This is a genomic window from Nonomuraea sp. NPDC059023 (genome assembly GCF_042740095.1).
Lineage (GTDB): Bacteria > Actinomycetota > Actinomycetes > Streptosporangiales > Streptosporangiaceae > Nonomuraea.
Window position 1 is genome coordinate 166,472 of record NZ_JBHYIO010000020.1, and the last position, 18,703, is coordinate 185,174.

Annotated in this window: 19 protein-coding genes; 12 read left to right on the forward strand and 7 right to left on the reverse strand. The window is 70.7% G+C overall.

What is annotated here, in order from left to right; all coding sequences use genetic code 11:
- Window positions 1-4 precede the first annotated feature (4 nt).
- Both ACFWYW_RS31495 and ACFWYW_RS31500 read right to left on the reverse strand, forming a co-directional pair.
- The gene (locus ACFWYW_RS31495; RefSeq protein WP_379609395.1) at window positions 5-640 is read right to left on the reverse strand and encodes a nitroreductase family protein; all 636 of its coding nucleotides are present in this window, start codon (window positions 638-640) and stop codon (window positions 5-7) included.
- Window positions 640-1,752, reverse strand: coding sequence for a CaiB/BaiF CoA transferase family protein (locus ACFWYW_RS31500; protein WP_379609396.1), 1,113 nt, complete (start codon window positions 1,750-1,752; stop codon window positions 640-642). Before ACFWYW_RS31500 ends, ACFWYW_RS31495 begins: the two co-directional genes overlap by 1 nt.
- A gap of 168 nt (window positions 1,753-1,920) precedes the next feature.
- On the opposite strand from ACFWYW_RS31500, the gene ACFWYW_RS31505 reads away from it, so the two are divergent.
- The 4 genes from ACFWYW_RS31505 to ACFWYW_RS31520 all read left to right on the forward strand — a co-directional run bounded on the left by ACFWYW_RS31505 (window position 1,921) and on the right by ACFWYW_RS31520 (window position 7,149).
- On the forward strand, window positions 1,921-3,429 hold the full coding sequence (locus tag ACFWYW_RS31505; RefSeq protein ID WP_379609398.1) for a serine/threonine-protein kinase: 1,509 nt from the start codon (window positions 1,921-1,923) through the stop codon (window positions 3,427-3,429).
- The gene (locus ACFWYW_RS31510; RefSeq protein ID WP_379609399.1) at window positions 3,426-4,406 is read left to right on the forward strand and encodes an NAD(P)-dependent oxidoreductase; all 981 of its coding nucleotides are present in this window, start codon (window positions 3,426-3,428) and stop codon (window positions 4,404-4,406) included. The genes ACFWYW_RS31505 and ACFWYW_RS31510 overlap by 4 nt, the downstream gene beginning before the upstream one ends.
- Before the next feature lie 130 nt (window positions 4,407-4,536).
- Window positions 4,537-5,886, forward strand: coding sequence for an FAD-binding oxidoreductase (locus tag ACFWYW_RS31515; protein ID WP_379609741.1), 1,350 nt, complete (start codon window positions 4,537-4,539; stop codon window positions 5,884-5,886).
- Window positions 5,887-5,889: 3 nt separating this feature from the next.
- Window positions 5,890-7,149: a class I SAM-dependent methyltransferase gene (locus ACFWYW_RS31520; protein WP_379609400.1), complete on the forward strand. Its 1,260-nt coding sequence runs from the start codon at window positions 5,890-5,892 to the stop codon at window positions 7,147-7,149.
- A 46-nt stretch (window positions 7,150-7,195) separates the two neighbouring features.
- Here ACFWYW_RS31520 and ACFWYW_RS31525 read toward each other — a convergent pair whose 3' ends face one another.
- Window positions 7,196-7,771 (reverse strand): Uma2 family endonuclease, encoded by a 576-nt coding sequence (locus ACFWYW_RS31525; protein ID WP_379609401.1) that lies wholly within the window; start codon window positions 7,769-7,771, stop codon window positions 7,196-7,198.
- A 106-nt stretch (window positions 7,772-7,877) separates the two neighbouring features.
- Between ACFWYW_RS31525 and ACFWYW_RS31530 the strand changes: the two genes are divergently transcribed.
- Complete coding sequence (locus tag ACFWYW_RS31530; RefSeq protein ID WP_379609402.1) at window positions 7,878-8,678, forward strand: LLM class flavin-dependent oxidoreductase; 801 nt, start codon at window positions 7,878-7,880, stop codon at window positions 8,676-8,678.
- A 15-nt stretch (window positions 8,679-8,693) separates the two neighbouring features.
- Here the strand turns inward: ACFWYW_RS31530 and ACFWYW_RS31535 are convergent, their stop codons facing one another.
- The 3 genes from ACFWYW_RS31535 to ACFWYW_RS31545 are packed head-to-tail and all read right to left on the reverse strand — an operon-like array spanning window position 8,694 to window position 10,757.
- On the reverse strand, window positions 8,694-9,293 hold the full coding sequence (locus ACFWYW_RS31535) for a TetR/AcrR family transcriptional regulator (RefSeq protein WP_379609403.1): 600 nt from the start codon (window positions 9,291-9,293) through the stop codon (window positions 8,694-8,696).
- On the reverse strand, window positions 9,271-10,182 hold the full coding sequence (locus ACFWYW_RS31540; protein ID WP_379609404.1) for an alpha/beta fold hydrolase: 912 nt from the start codon (window positions 10,180-10,182) through the stop codon (window positions 9,271-9,273). Before ACFWYW_RS31540 ends, ACFWYW_RS31535 begins: the two co-directional genes overlap by 23 nt.
- A gap of 35 nt (window positions 10,183-10,217) precedes the next feature.
- Entirely contained in the window at window positions 10,218-10,757 is a 540-nt protein-coding gene (locus tag ACFWYW_RS31545; protein ID WP_379609405.1) for a hypothetical protein, read from the reverse strand.
- Window positions 10,758-10,862: 105 nt separating this feature from the next.
- Between ACFWYW_RS31545 and ACFWYW_RS31550 the strand changes: the two genes are divergently transcribed.
- The 7 genes from ACFWYW_RS31550 to ACFWYW_RS31580 all read left to right on the forward strand — a co-directional run bounded on the left by ACFWYW_RS31550 (window position 10,863) and on the right by ACFWYW_RS31580 (window position 17,873).
- Window positions 10,863-12,143: an FAD-binding oxidoreductase gene (locus ACFWYW_RS31550; protein ID WP_379609406.1), complete on the forward strand. Its 1,281-nt coding sequence runs from the start codon at window positions 10,863-10,865 to the stop codon at window positions 12,141-12,143.
- Window positions 12,144-12,541: 398 nt separating this feature from the next.
- Window positions 12,542-13,057, forward strand: coding sequence for a hypothetical protein (locus ACFWYW_RS31555; protein ID WP_379609407.1), 516 nt, complete (start codon window positions 12,542-12,544; stop codon window positions 13,055-13,057).
- A gap of 211 nt (window positions 13,058-13,268) precedes the next feature.
- Entirely contained in the window at window positions 13,269-14,117 is an 849-nt protein-coding gene (locus ACFWYW_RS31560; protein ID WP_379609408.1) for a DUF4097 domain-containing protein, read from the forward strand.
- 237 nt (window positions 14,118-14,354) lie between these two features.
- A complete protein-coding gene (locus ACFWYW_RS31565) occupies window positions 14,355-15,323 on the forward strand; it encodes an ATP-binding cassette domain-containing protein (RefSeq protein WP_379609409.1) in 969 nt (322 codons plus the stop codon).
- Entirely contained in the window at window positions 15,320-16,096 is a 777-nt protein-coding gene (locus ACFWYW_RS31570) for an ABC transporter permease (RefSeq protein ID WP_379609410.1), read from the forward strand. Before ACFWYW_RS31565 ends, ACFWYW_RS31570 begins: the two co-directional genes overlap by 4 nt.
- Window positions 16,097-16,112: 16 nt before the next feature.
- The gene (locus ACFWYW_RS31575; RefSeq protein WP_379609411.1) at window positions 16,113-16,577 is read left to right on the forward strand and encodes a pyridoxamine 5'-phosphate oxidase family protein; all 465 of its coding nucleotides are present in this window, start codon (window positions 16,113-16,115) and stop codon (window positions 16,575-16,577) included.
- A gap of 69 nt (window positions 16,578-16,646) precedes the next feature.
- Window positions 16,647-17,873, forward strand: coding sequence for a serine hydrolase domain-containing protein (locus ACFWYW_RS31580; protein ID WP_379609412.1), 1,227 nt, complete (start codon window positions 16,647-16,649; stop codon window positions 17,871-17,873).
- A gap of 340 nt (window positions 17,874-18,213) precedes the next feature.
- Here the strand turns inward: ACFWYW_RS31580 and ACFWYW_RS31585 are convergent, their stop codons facing one another.
- Window positions 18,214-18,660 carry a MarR family winged helix-turn-helix transcriptional regulator gene (locus ACFWYW_RS31585; RefSeq protein WP_379609413.1) on the reverse strand — a complete coding sequence of 149 codons (447 nt, stop codon included), beginning with the start codon at window positions 18,658-18,660 and terminating at the stop codon, window positions 18,214-18,216.
- Window positions 18,661-18,703: the final 43 nt, after the last annotated feature.

Genomic DNA, 18,703 nt, shown 5'->3' on the forward strand with positions numbered 1-18,703 from the left:
CGTCTCAGGGCCTCCAGAGCGGCTCGTCCACGGTGAAGCCGACCGGGTCGCCCCAGCGGTTGCGGTAGCCGACCTCGTGGACGGGACGGCGGGGCGCCACGCCCCAGCGGCCGGTCGGGTAGCCGAAGGTCACCGTGCAGGCCAGCCGCCAGCCTTCGCCTTCGGGAACACCGAGCAGGCGCAGCGTCTCCTTCGGGTGGAACATGCCGAGGATGGTGGTCAGCGCGGTGCCGACGCCGTGGGCGCGGGCGGCGAGCTGGGCGTTCCAGACGGCGGGGAAGATGGAGCCGCCGCTCGGGTCGTGCTGGACGAACGCGAACAGCAGCAGCGGGTAGCCGTCGAAGTGGTCGGCCAGGTACTGGGCTGAGGTGAAGACGCGGCGGGCCTGGTCGTCGGCCCGGTCGAGCGCGTCCTTGTAGTGCGTCTCGTACAGGCGGCGCAGGCCGTCCCGGTAGAGCGGCGCGAGCTCGGCCCGCAGAGCGGGGTCGTCGGCCAGCAGGAAGCGCCAGTTCTGGGCGTTGCCGCCGGTGGGGGCGCGGATGGCGGCGTCCAGGATCGAGCGCTGCACCTCCGTCGGGATCGGGTCGGGCTTCACCCGGCGCATCGCCCGCGTCGTGTAGAGGGCCTCGAAGACGTCCATCAGGCCAGTACCCCCGCTTCTCGTAGTTTGTCGGCCTCCGCGGCGTCGAGTCCCCACGCCGACAGGTCGGCCAGCCGGGTGGCGGGGGACAGATCGGGCGCGGGGGCGCCGAGCAGGCGCGGCGCCGGAACCGGCTGCCGGTACTCGCCCACCTGGACGAAGCTCTCCCTGGCCACGTTGTGCGGGTGTTCGATCGCCTCGCCCATGGTCAGCACGGGGGAGACGCAGGCGTCGGAGCCGTCGAAGACGGCCTCCCATTCGGCTCTGGTCTTCGACCTGAAGGCCTCCGCGAGCCTGGCCTTGAGCGCGGGCCACTGCTCCCTGTCGCCGCGGTCGGGCAGGTCGCTCAGCTCCATGAGGCGGACCATCTCGTCCCAGAACTGCGGCTCCAGCGAGCCGACCGCCACGAACCCCCCGTCGGCGGTCTCGTAGGTGTCGTACATGGGGGCGCCGGTGTCGAGCAGGTTGGTGCCGCGCGGGCCCCAGAAGCCGGACTGCACGCCGTGGTGGAACATCGCGAACAGGATCGAGGCGCCGTCCACCATCGCGGCGTCGATCACCCGGCCCTTTCCGGTGCGTTCGCGCTCGAAAAGGGCCAGCAGCACGCCGTACGCCAGCATCAGCCCGCCACCGGCGAAGTCTCCGAGGATGTTGATCGGCGGCGTCGGCTTGTCGCCCGCGCGGCCGAGCATCGACAGGATGCCGGAGATCGCGATGTAGTCGATGTCGTGCCCGGCGGTCGGGGCCAGCGGCCCGTCCTGGCCCCAGCCGGTCATGCGGCCGTAGACGAGCCTCGGGTTGATCTCGTGCAGGTCGGCGGGGCCGATGCCGAGGCGTTCCGCGACACCGGGGCGGAACACCTCGATGACCACGTCCGCGTTCCGCGCCAGTTCCTTGAACGCGCGCACGCCCTCGGGCGACTTCAGATCGAGGCCGACGGTCTGTTTGCCGCGGTCCATCACGTCCGTGCGCGGCCTGTCGGTGACCGCCTTGACGCGGTCGACGCGCAGAACCTCGGCGCCGTGGTCGGCGAGCATCATCCCCGCGAACGGCCCTGGCGCGAGCCCCGCCAGCTCCAGCACCCGCACTCCGGCCAGCGGACCTTCACGCATGAACATCTCCTCGACTCTGTTCCGGTACGGCGGGCGCGACCCGGCACCGGGCGCCCACCCTAGTAGAACAACCTTCGGTAGCAGGCCGCAACCATGCCGGGCTCATGTGATCACACTCTTCCGCACTCCCACTTATGGGAAACTTGCCCACTGTTGTGGAGGTTGGACATGGTTTCGGAACAGCTCGTCGCTCGGCGGTACCAGTTACTGCGCGAGCTGGGGCGCGGCGGCATGGGCGTGGTCTGGGAAGGTCGCGACACGCTCCTCAACAGGCAGATCGCGATCAAGGAGGTGCTGCTGCCCGACGGGGTCCCACCCGCCGACCGGGAGCGGCAGCTTTTGCGTACCGCCCGCGAGGCGCGCACGGCCGCCCGGCTCAACCACCCGTCGGTCGTCGCGATCTACGACGTCGTCGAGGAGGACGGCCGCCCCTGGATCATCATGGAGATGCTCAGGGCACGATCCATCGAGGAGATCGTGGCCACCACGGGCGCGCTGCCCATCCCGCAGGCCGCCGAGGTGGGCAGGCAGGTGCTCTCCGCGCTGCGCGCCGCGCACGAGCTGGGCATCCTGCACCGTGACGTCAAACCGAGCAACATCCTGCTCGACGACGACGGCAGGGCCGTGCTCACCGACTTCGGCATCGCCACCGCCGAAGGCGACTCCTCGCTGACCAGCACCGGCATGGTCACCGGCTCGCCCAGCTTCCTCGCGCCCGAGCGGGTACGCGCCGCCGAGGCCGGGCCCGCCTCCGACCTGTGGTCGCTGGGCGCCACCCTGTTCGCGGCGCTGACCGGGCGCTCGCCGTTCGAGCGGGGCGAGGCCATGGCCACGCTCACCGCGCTGCTCAACGAGGAGCCCGACTACCGGCGCATCCCGCCCGCCATGCATCCCGTGCTGCGCGGGCTGCTGCGCAAGGAGCCGCACGAGCGGCTGGGGGCGGAGGAGGCGGAGCGGCTGCTGGCCGGGCTGGCGGCCGGCCGTACCGAGGAGTCGGCGGAGAAGGTGGGCAGTCGCAAGCTGCTCGTCGCGGCCGTGGCGGCGGTCGTGCTGGTGATCGGCGGGGGCGTGAGCGCGTACTCGATCCTGTCGGCCGACGCGGAACCCACCCCGCGCCTCGCGCAGCGCGCGGCCAGCAGCCCGATGCCGAGCGTCTCCACGCCGACCCCGAGCCCCACGCTGTCACCGACGCCGACCCCCACCCCGACCAGGACCAGACCGCCGATGCGGGTCTGGACCTCGCCCGACGGCTGGTCGATCTCCCGCCCCACCGGCTGGCGGGGCGCGCGCGGCGACGGCTCGGCCACCTGGACCAGGCCCGACCGGCGCGGACAGCTGGCCGTCAAGCCCGTCTACTCCGAGACCGACCCGCACCAGCTCCTGCGCGACGAGGAGGAGATGTTCAAGGAGAGCGGCCAGGAGTTCACCACGGTCGGTCGCAAGGTCGTCAGGCACCGCGGGGTGGCCGCGGTCGAGTGGGAGCTCACCTGGCGGGCAGCGGGCGGCGCCGGCGAGACCGCCTGGGCGCAGGCCGGGCAGCGCTACCGCGAGGTCAGGCGCGCGGTCACGGTCGGTGAGACCGCCTACGTGCTGTCCTGGACCTTCACCGAGGCGCAGTGGCCGCGGCACCGGGAGCTCATGCGCAAGGTGATCAACAGCTTTACAGTGGGCGCATGACGCCCTGGAACCTGCTGGCGCTGCCGCCGCTGCCCGAGGAACTGCTGCGGGGCCTGCTCACACCCCTCGGCGATCGGGTACGGCTGAGCGTCCCCGCCCGGCGGGACCGGGCCGCCATGCTCGACGCCCTGCCCGAAGCGGAGATCGTGCTCGGTGACTGGTCGGCCGAACTCGCGCTCGACGCCGAGGCGGTCGCGGCCGCGTCCCGGCTCGCCTTCGTGCAGCAGCCGTCCGTCGGAGTGGACGGGCACGACCTGCCGGCCCTGACCGCGGCCGGGGTGCCGCTGGCCAACACCGCCGGGGTCAGCGCCGTGGCGGTCGCGGAGTGGTGCGTGTCGGCGGCGCTGGCCGTACGCAGGAAGCTGCGCGAAGCCGACGCCGCGGTACGCGCGGGTCGCTGGCCACAGCAGGAGCTGCAGCCGAGCGAGCTGTCCGGGTCGAAGGTCGGGATCGTCGGCCACGGCCCGATCGGCGCGGAGTGCGGCCGGTTGTTCCGCGCGTTCGGCTGCCAGGTGACCTACTGGACGCGTACCCCGCGCGAGGACCCCGCCTACACACCGCTGGAGACGGTCGTGGCCGAGTCCGACGTGCTCGTGGTGGTCATCGCGCTGTCGGAGCAGACGCGCGGGCTCATCGACGCGCGGCGGATGAAACAGGGCGCGCTGCTGGTCAACGCGGCCCGCGGCGAGGTCGTGGACCAGAGCGCTCTGGTCGAGGCGCTCGGCGGCCACCTGGGCGGCGCGGCGCTCGACGTCTTCACCACCGAGCCGCTGCCCGCGGACGACCCGCTGCTCGGGCTCGACCGCGTCCTGCTGTCGCCGCACATCGCGGGCGTCACGGGGCAGGCGACGGGACGCCTGCTCAAGGCCGTCATGGACAACCTGGAGGCGGCGGTCGACGGGCGGCCACTAGTCAACGTTGTCAACAGGGCAGATGCGATTGTCACCAGGAAGTTTGGTGATTCGCCCGCGGCGTAGGCTCTCGACCTGGCACTGTGAACAGTTTTCGTGTCTTTAACAGACCCCGGTCTGTTCTATGTGTTTGGAGGGAGATACGGTCTTACGGACGATCTCTACCAGCTCCAGGGGGTGTTCCGTGACGACAGACATGTCGACACACCAGAGGGCCGTAGAGCACATCCGGCAGTCGTACGCCGAGATTCCAGGGGACGCCGCGCCCCGCCTGGCCAAGGCCACGTCGAACCTGTTCAGGTTCCGCGACAACGGCAAGACGGCCAAGCTCTCCGCACGTGACCTCGACGAGGTCATCAGCGTGGATCCGGTCACGATGACGGCGGAAGTCCAGGGGATGACGACCTACGAGAACCTCGTGGACGCCACCCTTCCGCACGGGCTCATGCCGTACGTCGTGCCGCAGCTCAAGACGATCACGCTCGGGGGAGCGGTGACGGGTCTGGGCATCGAGTCGACCAGCTTCAAGGACGGTCTGCCGCACGAGTCGGTCGAGGAGCTCGAGATCCTCACCGGCGACGGGCGCATCGTCATCGCCCGCGACGACAACGAACACCGCGACCTCTTCCGGGCCTTCCCGAACTCCTACGGCACGCTCGGCTACGCGCTGCGCATCCGGATCAAGCTCAAGGCGGTCCAGCCGTACGTGCATCTCACGCACGTGAAGTTCACCGACGCGGACAAGTGCATGCTGGCCATGCAGGAGATCTGCGACACGATGGTGCACGACGGCGAGCAGGTCGACTTCATCGACGGGGTGTTCTTCAGCCCCGACGAGATGTACATCACGCTCGGCCGCTTCGCCGAGCGCGCCCCGTACGTCTCGGACTACACGGGTATGCGCATCTACTACCAGTCCATCCGCAAGCGCAACCGTGACTGGCTGACCGTGCGCGACTACCTGTGGCGCTGGGACACCGACTGGTTCTGGTGTTCGCGCGCGTTCGGCGTGCAGCAGCCGGTCGTCCGCTCGCTCATGCCGCGCCGCTACATGCGCTCCGACGTCTACCGCAGGCTCGTCGCCCTCGATCGCAAGTACGGTTTCACCGCCCGCGTCGACCGGTGGCGCGACCAGCCGGTGCAGGAGTCGGTGATCCAGGACGTGGAGACGCCGGTCGAGCGGGGCGCGGACTTCCTCCGGTTCTTCCACGAGAAGGTCGGCATGACGCCGGTCTGGATGTGCCCGCTCAAGTCGTCGAGCGACTGGCCGCTCTATCCGCTGGAGCAGGGCAAGCTGTACGTCAACTTCGGGTTCTGGGGGCTGGTCCCGTTGCCTCGGGGGCAGTTCGACGGGTACTACAACCGGCTCATCGAGAACTCTGTGCACGAGCTGGACGGGCACAAGTCGCTATATTCGACCAGTTTCTATGCCCGTGAGCAGTTCTGGCAGCTGTACAACGGCGATGCTTACTGGCCGGTCAAGCGGGAATACGATCCGAACGGTCGCCTGCTTGACCTGTACGACAAGTGTGTGCGGGGAAGGTAAGTGATGGCGCTCGCAACCATCTTTGAAAAAATCGTCGGTTCCCAGTCGAACATCTCGTTCCTGGCCTATGACGGCAGCAAGGCCGGGCCGGACGGGTCGGACGTCACCATCGAGGTGAAGTCGCCCATCGCGGTGGCGTACCTGGCTCAAGCTCCGGGGGAGCTGGGTCTGGCGCGTGCCTATGTCTCGGGGCACATCGATGTGCACGGCGACATCTACACGTTGCTCGACCGTATGTGGAACATCACCACCAACGACCTGACTCTTGCCGAAAAAGTGGACGCCGTCCGCTCTTTGGGCATGAAGCCGCTGATGATGCGTGTTCCGCCGCCTCCGCAGGAGATGCGGCAGAGCACGCTGGCCAAGCTCGGCTCCCGGCACGCCAAGCAGCGCGACGCCGAAGCCATCCACCACCATTACGACGTCTCCAACCGCTTCTACGAGTGGGTCCTGGGCCCGTCGATGGCGTACACCTGCGCCGTCTACCCCACCCAGGAATCCACGCTGGAAGAGGCCCAGTTCGCCAAGTTCGACCTGGTGGCCAAGAAGCTCGACCTGAAGCCCGGCATGCGCCTGCTCGACGTCGGCTGCGGCTGGGGCGGCATGGTCATGCACGCCGCCAAGAACTACGGCGTCAAGGCACTCGGCGTCACCCTGTCGAAGCAGCAGGCCGAATGGGCCCAGGCCGCCATCAAGGAGGCGGGCCTGGAGGACCTGGCGGAAGTCCGCTTCATGGACTACCGCGACGTCCCCGAGGGCGACTTCGACGCCGTCAGCAGCATCGGCCTGACCGAGCACATCGGCGCGGCCAACGTACCGGCCTATTTCTCTTTCCTGTACGGCAAGCTCCGCCCCGGCGGCCGCATCCTGAACCACTGCATCACCCGGCCCACCGGCAAGGAGAAGACGTTCAACAAGGGCGGTTTCATCAACCGCTACGTCTTCCCCGACGGTGAGCTGGAGTCGGTGGGTTACCTGGTCAGGCAGATGGAGGACCTCGGCTTCGAGATCCGCCACGAGGAGAACCTGCGCGAGCACTACGCCAAGACGCTGCGCGCCTGGTGCGACAACCTCGACGCCAACTGGGAGGACGCGGTCCAGGAGGTCGGCATGGGCACGGCCCGGGTGTGGGCCCTGTACATGGCCGGCTGCATCGTGGGCTTCGAGCGCAACAAGGTCCAGCTGCACCAGGTGCTGGGCGTGAAGCTCGACAAGGAGGGCCGCTCCGGCGTCCCCCTCCGCCCCGCCGTCAACTGGCCGTAGACGTTCCCCCTCCGCTGGAGCCCACCCCGGGCTCCAGCGGAGCACGTTACGGTGCCACCAGGTCGTCGAGCGGAACCGAGACCAGGATCGGCGACTCCAGCTCAAGCCGGTCCCGATGCACCCGGTGCAGCCGATACTCCGAGACCACCGCGTCCAGGTGAAACTCCCTGACCTCGGTGATCTCGTATTTCTCGTCGAGCAGAACCAGCAGATACAGCGGGATCCCCGCGTCGGCGTATTGGATCCGCTTGTCAGTGAGATCCTCGCGGACCGTCCCGGGCGAGGCGACCTCGGCGACCGCCCGGACATGTGAAGCATCGGCCTGCGAGGGACCGTAGTAGACCGCCACGTCCGGCCGCCGGAAGGTGAACGTCGGCTCCCGCCACAGCACCACGCCGATACCGGTCTCAATGCTCAGGCATGGCCCGGCGGCGGGGCGGGCGGATTCCAACGCTCCAGCCAACCGGCGTGCGATCCGGTTGTGCCGGGGAGCCGGTGACTCGCACTTGATCACGTGTCCGTGGACCACTTCGATGGTTTTGCCGACGGCCTCCGGCAGTGCCCGAAACTCCGCCTCGGTCATCGCCGCGGGGAGCGCGTCGAGCCAAGAAGGAACCGCCATCCGGGTCTCCCTCGCTCGTGTCCGATGCGGACAAGGGAAGCGTATTTGCCGGTCCCATCGCCACCCGCTCCGGGAAAGTGTCGGTGGCGGGTGGTTGGCTCGGGGTATGCGTTACGGCATTGACATCGCGATTCTCGGTGATCTCGCGGAGCCGGCGCGCCTGGTCGCCCTGGCTCAGGAGGCCGAGGCCGCCGGGTGGGAGGCGGTGCTGGTCTGGGACCATCTGGCCTTCGCCTGGGGGACGCCGTCGGCCGATCCGTGGGTGGCGCTGGCCGCCGTGGCCCAGGCGACCTCGCGCGTCAAGCTCGGCACGGCGGTGACGGCCGTGGCCCGGCACCGACCGGAGCGGCTGGCCCAGACCGTGGCCACGCTCGACCGGCTGAGCGGCGGCCGGGTGATCCTGGGCGCCGGGCTGGGCGGGGTGACGGCGGAGTTCACCGCCTTCGGCTCGGCGCGTCCCGGCGGGGCCGTGCTCGACGAGGCGCTCGGCGTGCTGGACGCGCTCTGGTCCGGCGACGAGGTGCGCCACCGCGGCCCCCACTACACCGTCGACGGCGTACGGCTCGCGCCGCTGCCCGTCCAGCGTCCCCGGGTGCCGGTGTGGGTCGGCGGCACGGCTCCCGCCGCCCTCCGGCGTGCCGCCCGCTGGGACGGCTGGATCGTCGCGGCCGACGACCAGGAGGGCCGCATGTCGCTCACGCCGGACGCCCTGGCCGCCCAGGCCGGTGAGCTGCGCCGGGCGGGCGCGGGCGACCTCGACGTGGCGGTCATCGGCGTGAGCGAACCCGGCTCGTCGGTACGGGCTTACGCCGAGGCGGGCGCCACCTGGTGGCTCGAACACCTCCACGGCTACCGGGGATCGATGGAAAGCCTGGTGGAGCGCGTCAAGGCGGGCCCGCCCGGGTGAACGCCAACCGCCGCGTCAGCCCGCGATGAACAGGCGGTCCAGCTGGTATTCGATGATCTCGACGGCGGCCTCGTGGCTGCGCTGCCCGCTGAGGACGCTGGAGGTCAGGCCGTTGGCGAGAGCCAGGAGGCCGGCGACCTCGGTACGCGGGTCACGATCGGGGGCGATGTCCCCGGCCTGCTGGGCGGCGGTCAGCCGTACGGTGAGGAAGTTCTCCAGCGCGTTGGGCAGGGTGAGCCCGACGGCGGCGAGTGCCGGGTCGGTGAGGGCGGCGGTGTAGTAGGCGGTCCAGGCCATGGAGTCGTGTTCACTCTGCTCGTCGAACGGCACGCTCACGCCGAGGACGGCGGCGAAGACGCCGCGCGGTGTCAGCTCGCCCGCGTCGGCGGTCCGCTGCCTGAACCGGCGCTCCATGCGGGCGCCCAGTTCGGTGAGGCCGGATTCGAGCAGGGCCTGCTTGTTCGTGAAGTAGTACTGGACGACGCGCAGCGAGACCCCGGCCTCGGCGGCGATCTCACGCATCGACACCGCCTGCAGACCGCGGGTGCTGGCGATGCGCAGCAGCGCGTCGGTGAGCTGCCGCCGCCGCTCGTCATGATCCACCTGTCGGGGCATGCCCGTGTCCTGCCTTTTGCCGGGGGAAGGTGAGGATGCGCTCGATGACCAGGTCCGGAGCCTCGACGGACAACGAGTGTCCGGTGCCGGGCACGATCTCCACGCGCCAGGACGGCGCGATGCCGGCCAGCCGCGCGGCCACGGCCCGCGGGTCGAGCAGCGTGCTGCGCGCGCCCAGCAGCATCTGGACGGGCACGGGCACCTGGCGTATCCGCTCGTCGGTGTAGGCGGGCGGCACGGGCAGCCGCCGGCGGAAGGACCATCCGGCCCGCGTCAGCCTCACCAGCCCATCCTCGCGCAGCACCCCGTTGTTCACGACGCCGGCCATGCGGTGCCGCAACGGGCGGGGAAGCAGGGAGGCGAGGGCCCCGGCGAGGGCCCATCGGACGAACCGCTTGGGCAACGGCGCGAAGCCGCCCGGGTCCACCAGCGTCAGCGCCGCGACCCGGCCGCCCTCGCCGAGCTGCTGCTCCACCGCGGTCCAGCCGCCGTAGGAGAAGCCCGCCACGTGTGCGCGCTCGACGTCGAGCGCGGCCAGGACGTCGGTGAGCCAGCCGCCGACCTCGGCGCCGTTCGTGAGCGGCCGGGTCTGAACCGAGCGGCCCGGCTCGCCGAGGGGATCGACGGTGAAGACCGGGCGGGTGCGCGCCAGCGGCTCGATGTAGCGGTACCAGGCCAGCGCGTTCCCGCCGGCACCGGCCACGAGGACCACGGGATCGCCTTCGGCGGGCCCGGCCCGGTGGATCCGTACCTTTCCCGCGCGGGTCTCGACGTCGAAGGCGTCCACCGGCACCGGCCACAGCTCGCCGAGCATGCGGTCGTAGACGGCGTGGAACCTGTCGCGGGCGGAGTCGTTGGTGAAGCCGGACGGCCGATCAGGTGCGCGCATGATGACCTCGTCTCCCGAATGGATACAGTTGTATCCTAACGCGGATCGACGCGCTGGAGGAGGCCGTAGACGAATCGGGCACGGTAGGTAGTGCCGGAGTGCGGGAAGGAGACGGCCCAGTGGTGGGGCGCGGCGCCCTCCTCCTGGACGGCGCCGGGGAAGCTCGCGCCGACGTCGGCGACGACGCACTCCCACGGCACGAGGCCGGCGAAGCTCAGCGTCCGGTCACCGGACGGCCGGACGAACCACTGGTTCCATATCTCGCCGCCCGGCCCGACCAGCAGCTCGAACTCCAGCCCCGGCCAGTACGGCAGCGCCCACCGCACCACGTCGCAGGTCAGGCTGCCGATCGGCCGTTCGCCCTCGAACGCGGGCCGCCCCAGCGCCGTCCGGAACCGGCCCGCCCCCTTCGGCGAACGGCCGGCGTAGGCGGTGCGGGTCCACAGGGTGTGGGCCTCGCGGAGTTCGGCGCGGGTGGCGCCCATGTCGGCGAGGGCGTCCTCGACCCGGGCGGGGTTGAGGTCCCGCATGCGGTGCATGAGTGCCAGTTCGAACGCGCGGACTCCGAAGACCATGCCCCGTACCCTCCCATGCCCGGAAAGAATCTTGGGCCGGCGTGTAGAGCGGGCGTCACCGGCTCCGACCTGTCTGCGAGAACACGGACTGGAAGGGCAACAGCGATGACGAACGACACGACGGCCACCGAGATCGTCCGCCCCGGTGACGAGGGGTATGAGCGGCTGAGCCGTACCTTCGCCAAGGAGGGCGCGCCCGCGCGCGTCGTCCGCCCCCGCGACGCCGAGGGCGTGGCCGAGGCGGTCGGGCACGCCGTGCGCGACGGGCTGGTGCTGTCGGTGCGCAGCGGCGGGCACAGCGTGCCCGGCTACGGCACCAACGACGGCGGGGTGGTGATCGACCTGGCATATCTCAACGGCGTCGAGGTTCTGGACGATGACCTGGTGCGGATCGGCGCGGGGGCCCGGTGGGGCGAGGTCTCGCGGGTGCTGGCGCCGCATGGGCTGGTGATCTCCTCGGGTGACACCGACTCGGTCGGCGTGGGCGGGCTGATGGTCGGGGGCGGGATCGGGTGGCTGGTCCGCAAGTACGGGCTGGCGCTGGATCACCTGGTCGAGGCCGAGGTGGTGACCGCAGCGGGGAAGGTGCTGCGGGTGGCCGCAGACGAGAACGCCGACCTCTTCTGGGCCATCAGGGGCGGTGGCGGCGAGTTCGGGGTGATCACCTCATTCCTGGTCAGGGCTCGCCGGGAGACGACCGTGACCTTCGCCCGCGTCGGATACCCCGCCGACGACGCCGCCGCGGTCCTCAAGGCCTGGCGGGACGTGGTGCGCGAGGCGGGGGAGGAGCTGACGTCGTCGGCGCACCTGTACCCGGCGTTCGGGGAGGAGGCGCCGGCGTCGATCATGATCCTGGCGGCCTACGCGGGCGACGCCCCCGCGGTCGTCGAGCCGCTGACCCGCCTGGGCGAGCCGACGTTCCAGGAGATCTCGACCGTTCCCTACGCCGAGGTCCTGGAGAGCGCCGAACTGCCGCCCGGCTGGCGCCCCATGGTCCGCAACCGGTTCGCCCCGGTTCTGACGGATGAGCTGATCGACGCGTGGGTGTCGGCGGACATTCCGATGATGTTCCGCGAGATCCGGGCGGTCGGGGGCGCGATGGGGCGCGGCGACGACACCGCCTTCGCGCACCGTGACAGCGAGGCGATGCTGATGGGGGTCCTGCTCGGCACGCCGGCCGACCACCCCGCGCGGCTGCCGGCCTACGACGCGCTGTGGGAGGCGATGGAGCCGCACGTTTCCGGCGCGTACGCGAACTTCTTCAGCGACCCCCGCCCCGCCGACGTCGCCGCCGTCTACCCACCCGCGACGCGCGCCCGCCTCGCCGCCGTCAAGCGGGCGTATGATCCCGCGCGGGTGTTCTCCCAAAATCTCGCCCGCTTCTGATCTCCCCCTTTTTTCCGTTACGGCACAGCCGCCAAGACCCCGCCCGCCGACCGTGGCCGGGCCCCGTCCAGGGGAACGGTCGTCCAGCGTGCGGGGCCGGCCGCCGTGACGTCCGCCCCGTTGGCCGGGCACCGCGCACTTCGTGCCCAGAGCCGAAAACGTATGGGCGCAGCCGGAACGCATCCTCGGCGGATTGGCGCCCTCCTGCTCGCCCCCCGGCGGCCGGACAACGCCGCTGCTCTCGTCCGGCGCCACGACAGGGTTTCGCCGACTTGGTGTGCCGCTCCCCTCGTGGCCGGAGGCGTGGCAGGATTGCCTGACCTGGTGTTTTCTTGAGTGGTGCCATGGTGGTGCCATTGACGCTTGAATTGGTGCCACTTGCATGTCATAGTGGTGTCATGGAACTCGCGCCCTATGTCGATCACCTCCGCCGGGAGCTGGCGGTCGCCGCCGAGGCGGGTGGTGAGGAGACCCGGGCGCTGGCCGGGCGCCTCATCGCGTCGCTGGAGTCGGCCGCCCGGCTGGCCCTGCTCGAGGCGCTGTCGGCCGCCGCCAACGAGATCACCAGGGAGCTCGCCCCCGGCTCGGTGGACGTACGGCTGCGCGGACGTGACCCCGACTTCGTCGTGACCCCGCCACCCGTGGCACCACGTGACGCGGAGGCGGGTCCAGGAGTCGCCCAGGCCCGCTCGGTACGCCCGCCGGAGACCGACGAAGGCGGCACCACCCGGGTGGCGCTGCGGGTTCCCGACCATCTCAAACCGCGCATCGACGAGGCCGCCGCCCAAGAGGGGCTGTCGGTGAACTCCTGGCTCGTCCGCGCGGTGTCGGCGGCTCTCGACCCCGACCACGGGGGCCGGGGAACGAAGGACGCCGGCACCGGCGGCCAGCGCTACACCGGCTGGGTCCGCTGACCCCGCATCCCGGCGCCGCCCATGGCGCCGTCGTCATATCGGCCCGCCGTACCGGCATCTGAGGGCGGCGCGCACCAGCATCGGCCCGCCGCACAGGCATCTGAGGGCGGCGGACACCGGCATCGGCCCCGCCATACGGGAGCGGCGGATGCCGGCATCGGTCCGCCGTTACCGGCGGCACAGGCGGCAGGTATCAAGAGGAGGCAGCGCCATGCCCACGTTCGACACGAACGAACCGATCTCGGCCAGCATCGAGATCGGCACCGGCCATATCCGTATCGTCGCGAGCGAGCGCACCGACACGGTCGTGGACGTGCGCCCGGCCGATTCCGGCAACGAATCCGATGTCAGCGCCGCCGAGCAGACCCGGGTCGAGTACACAGGTGGCAGGCTGACCGTGAAGACGTCCAAGGACACCGGCCGCCGTAGCTGGTGGTGGTCGTGGGGTGGTTCGGTCGAGGTGACGGTCGAGCTGCCCTCGGGGTCCGGCGTGGAGGTGCGGGCCGACGCGGAGGTGCGCTGCCGCGGGCGGCTGGGTGACTGCCGCTTCACCACGTCGATGGGCGACGTCGACGTCGACGAGGCCGGACGGCTCCAGATCCACACCGGTGACGGCGACGTCCTGGTGACGCGGGCCGGCGGGCCCGCCGAGATCACCACGGCCAACGGCGACATCCGGGTGCGGGAGATCGACGGCGCGGCGCTGGTGAAGACGTCCAACGGCAACATCACGCTCGGCCAGGTATCCGGTGACGTACGGATGAACACCGCCTACGGCGACATCCAGGTCGAGCGTGCGCTGTCGGGCGTGACCGCCAAGACCGCGGCGGGCGACGTACGGCTGGGCCAGATCGTCCGCGGTTCGACGGTGATCGACACGGCGTACGGCGAACTGGAGGTCGGCGTCCGCAAGGGCACGGCCGCCTGGCTGAACGTCAACTCCCAGTACGGCGACGTGCGCGTCCAGCTCGACGCCCACGACGGCCCCGCCGAGGCGGAGGACATGGTCGAGATCCACGCCACGACCGGCTACGGCGACATCCTCGTCCGCCGCGCCTGACCGGCAACCCCGACCGTCCACGCCTTTACCCCCCACGAGGTGACCACCTGACCCCTGCCTGACCACCCAGACCCCGACCTCACCTGACACTCGCCGCACGCCCGCCCGGTGACCGCTCCCGGGATCGCAGGCCGCGCGCGACAGTTCCCCGCACCGCCGCCACGGCGCGCCAGAGCGCGCCCGGAACCGGCCGGGCAGGACCCCCGACACCCACACGTCCGAAAGAGACGAGGCATCATGCCCACCCATGCCCCACCCGCCATCGCGGTGACCGGCCTGCGCAAGTCCTATGGAGACAAGCTGGTCCTGGACGGCATCGACCTGACCGTCCCGACCGGCACCATCTTCTCCCTGCTCGGCCCGAACGGCGCGGGCAAGACCACCGCCGTGGAGATCCTGGCCACCCTGAAGAAGCCCGACGCGGGTGAAGCGCGGGTCAACGGCTTCGACCTGGCCAGGCAGTCCGACGAGATCCGCATGTCCATCGGCGTCACCGGCCAGTTCGCCGCCGTCGACGGCTATCTGACCGGCGAGGAGAACCTGCTCCTCATGGCCGACCTGAACCACCTGTCCAAGCAGGAGGGCCGCCGCAGGGCGGCCGAGCTGCTGGAGCGCTTCGACCTGGTCGAGGCGGGCAAGAAGGTGTCGACCACCTACTCGGGCGGCATGCGCCGACGCCTGGACCTGGCGATGACGCTGGTCGGGGACCCGGCGGTCATCTTCCTGGACGAGCCCACCACCGGCCTGGACCCGCGCAGCCGCCACACCATGTGGCAGATCATCCGCCAGTTGGTCGCGAACGGCACCACGATCTTCCTGACCACGCAGTACCTGGAGGAGGCCGACGAGCTGGCGGACCGCATCGCCGTACTCGATCATGGACGGATCGTGGCGGAAGGGACCTCGGAGGAGCTCAAGCGGCGCATTCCCGGCGGTCACGTGAGCCTGCGCTTCGCCGACCCGCGCGCGCTGCGGGCGGGCGAGCTCGCGCTCAGGGCGGCGGGCGAGGTGAGCGCGGACGAGGACGCGCTCACGCTGCAGGTCCCGAACGACGGCAGCTTCCGCGCGCTACGCGCCCTCATCGACCGGCTGGACGGCGCGGCGGTCGAGGTGGAGGAACTGTCGGTGCACACCCCCGACCTCGACGACGTCTTCTTCGCGCTGACCGGCCACCCCCACGACTCCCAGAAGGACGCCCTCCGATGAGCTCGACGACCCTCGCCATGCGCGACTCGATGACGATGCTGCGGCGCAACCTGCTGCACGCCAAGCGGTATCCGAACATGACGCTGTCCGTGGCGTTCATCCCGATCTTCATGCTGCTGCTGTTCGTCTACGTCTTCGGCGGGGCGATCGGCAAGGGCCTGGCGACCGGCGACTACGTGAACTTCGTGACCCCCGGCATCCTCATGATGGCCACCATGTCCGGCTCGGTGGTGGTGGCGGTCTCGGTCTCGGTGGACAAGACCGAGGGCATCATCAACCGGTTCCGTACGATGCCGATCTCGCGGGCCTCGGTCATGACCGGGCAGGTGGTCGGCAGCGTCATCCAGACGATGATCAGCGTGGTGCTGGTCACGCTGGTGGCGTTGCTGATCGGGTTCCGGCCGGCGGCGGGGCCGCTGGGCTGGCTCGGGGTGATCGGGCTCATGCTGCTGGTGGCGTTCGCGATCACATGGATCTCGGCGGCGTTCGGGCTGATCGCCAAGGGCGCGGAGACGGCGAGCAACATCGGGCTGCCGTTCCAGTTCCTGCCCTTCCTGGGCAACGCGATCGTGACGCCGGAGTCGATGCCGGCGGGGCTGCGGTGGTTCGCCGAGTACCAGCCGTTCACGCCGATCATCGGCACGCTGCGCGCGCTGCTCATGGGCCAGCCCGTCGGCGGGCAGGGGCTGGTGGCGATCGCCTGGTGCCTGGCCGGGGCCTTCGCCGGATATTTCTGGGCACGTTCGGTTTTCAATCGCCGGGCGGACAGCTGACGCGCATACTCGGGCCATGGAGCCGAGGACCGAAGTACTCGACCTGCCCGACGGGTATCGCACCCAGCCGCAGACCATCACCCTGACCTGGGGCGAGGTGCGGGAGAAGCTCCGGGCCGCCCCCAGCTACTGGCTGGCGACGGCGCGCCCGGACGGCCGCCCGCACGTCGTCCCGGTCGACGGGTTGTGGGTGGCGGACGCCTTCTACTTCAGCGGCGGCGACGAGACCGTCCACATCCGCAATCTGCGCGCGAACGGCCACGCCTGCGTCCACCTGGAAGACGCGACCGCGGCCGTCATCGTGGAGGGCACGGCCACGTGGACCACTCCCGACCCGGACCTGGCCCGCCGCCTGGAGGCCGCTGACAAGGAGAAATACGGTTACGGCGCGTTCCTGCCCGACGTCTGGGCCCTGCGGCCGGAACGTGTCCTCGCCTGGAACAGCCTCCCCGAGGACGCCACCCGCTTCACCTGGACATGACAGTTGTCATTCCCAGCCGGTGACGCGCCGGACTGACCGCGCGGGCGCCCAGCGATCATGCTGGATCTCATGAGACGACCATTGATCGCGACCGTCGCCGCCGTCGCGGCGGCCCTGTACCTCGGCGGCGCACCGGCCGCGGCCACCACGGGCGAGCTCGACCGGCGCGAGCTGAGGCAGTCACTCGACGCCGTCCACGCCGCGGGCATGTACGGCATCTACGCCCAGACGCGCGCCGGCGGCCGGGAATGGGCGGGCGCGTCGGGCGTGGCCGACGTGGACACCCGTCGTCCGGTACGGCCCGGCCTGCGCCACCGGATCGGCAGCATCACCAAGACGTTCGTCGCCGTGGCCGTCCTCCAGCAGGTCGAACGCGGCCGGATCGACCTCGACGCCCCGGTGGCCCGCTACCTGCCCGGCCTCATCCCCGGCGAACGCGGCCAGAAGGTCACCACCCGGATGCTGCTCAACCACACCAGCGGCATCTCCGACCACGTCGCCGGCGCGTTCCCGTCGCTCCTGGAGGGCTCGGCCAAGAGTCTGGACGACAACCGCTTCCGCACCTTCTCCTCCGAGGAGCTGGTGAAGCTCGGCCTGGCCGCCCCCTCGTACGGCGAGCCGGGCGCCCAGCCGGGCTCCTACTCCAACACCAACTACGTGATCGCCGGGCTGGTGCTGCGGAAGGTCACGGGGATGAGCCCCGAAGACTACATCACCCGCCACGTGATCAGGAAGGCGGGGCTGCGGGAGACGGCCTTCCCGCGCTCGCCGTACATCCGGGGGGCGCACTCCAAGGCCTACGAGAACATGTACGGCTGGATCGACCCGCCGCGCGACTACAGCGTGTACGACATGTCGTGGGCCGGAGTCGCCGGGAACCTGGTCTCGACCATGGACGACCTCAACTCCTTCTACCGGTCGCTGCTGCGGGGCGACCTGATCGGGCCGGCGTCGCTGGCCCAGATGAAGACGACGGTGAAGGTGGGGGTGGCCGGGTTCGCCATGGACTACGGGCTGGGGCTGTATCCGCTGGACCTGCCGTGCGGGCGGTTCTGGGGGCATGACGGCGGGGTGTTCGGGATGGGCACGCAGTCGCTGGTCAGCGAGGACGGGCGGCGACAGGTGTCGTTCGGGATGAACCTCATGAAGTACCAGCGCTTTGACGAGAACGGGCAGATGCTGCCCAACGACATCGACCCGGCCTTGGGTTCCTTCCTGCTGAAGGGCGCCTGCGGCACGGACACCGCCTTCAAGTCCGCCCAGCCCTCCTTCCCGCTCCTACCCACCTCCCGCTGACACCCCGCCAAACCCCAAAAAACCCCCGGACCCCCGGACCCCCAGGCCTCGAACCCCGGATTTCCGGGCCCCCAGGTCCCGGACCCCCGGACCCCCGGACTCCCGGACTCCCGGACTCCCGGGCCCAGGGAGCCCGGGGTCCTGGCCTCCGGGCCTCGTGCCTCCGGGCACCCCGGGCCCCGGGCCCCTCAGACCCCGGCCCTCTGGCCCCCGAACCCCGGACGCCGGACCCCGGTCCCGGCCTCTCAGGCCCCGGACCCCGGGTTCCCTGGGTCTGGAGCGAGCTGGGGTTCCGGGGTCTGGGAAGGGCGAAAGACCGTAATGCCTGGAGGCGGGAAGGTCAGGGGGTTCGGGGTTGGTGGAGTTCTTGGGTGGCGGCCTGGTAGGCGTCGGCGGCCTCGGTGAAGTAGCGGAACAGCACCGCCCGATCCCCCTCCGCCATCCCCTCGAACACCTCGCCGAGCCGCCGCCGGGTCCCGGCGAGCACCTGCTCCAACCCCTCCGGCCGCGCCACCGACTCCACGATGACCTTGCGCCGGTCGTCCGGGTCCGGCACGCGGCGCGCGAACCCGCCCTTCTCCAGCCGGTCGATGAGGCGCGTGGTCGCGCCCGTGGTCAGGCCGGTGCCGGCGGCCAGGTCGCCGGAGGTCAGCGGACCGGACAGGTCGAGCAGGTTCAGCGCGTAGTAGTCGGTGGCGTTGAGTCCCGCCGCCTCCGCCGTGGCCAGCGCGTTGATCACGCCGGCGCTCAGATAGCGGCGGAAGACCTTGCTGGGGTCCGTTGACATCTCTGCACCGTAGCAGACAAAGCGTTTCTGCAACTACTGCCCT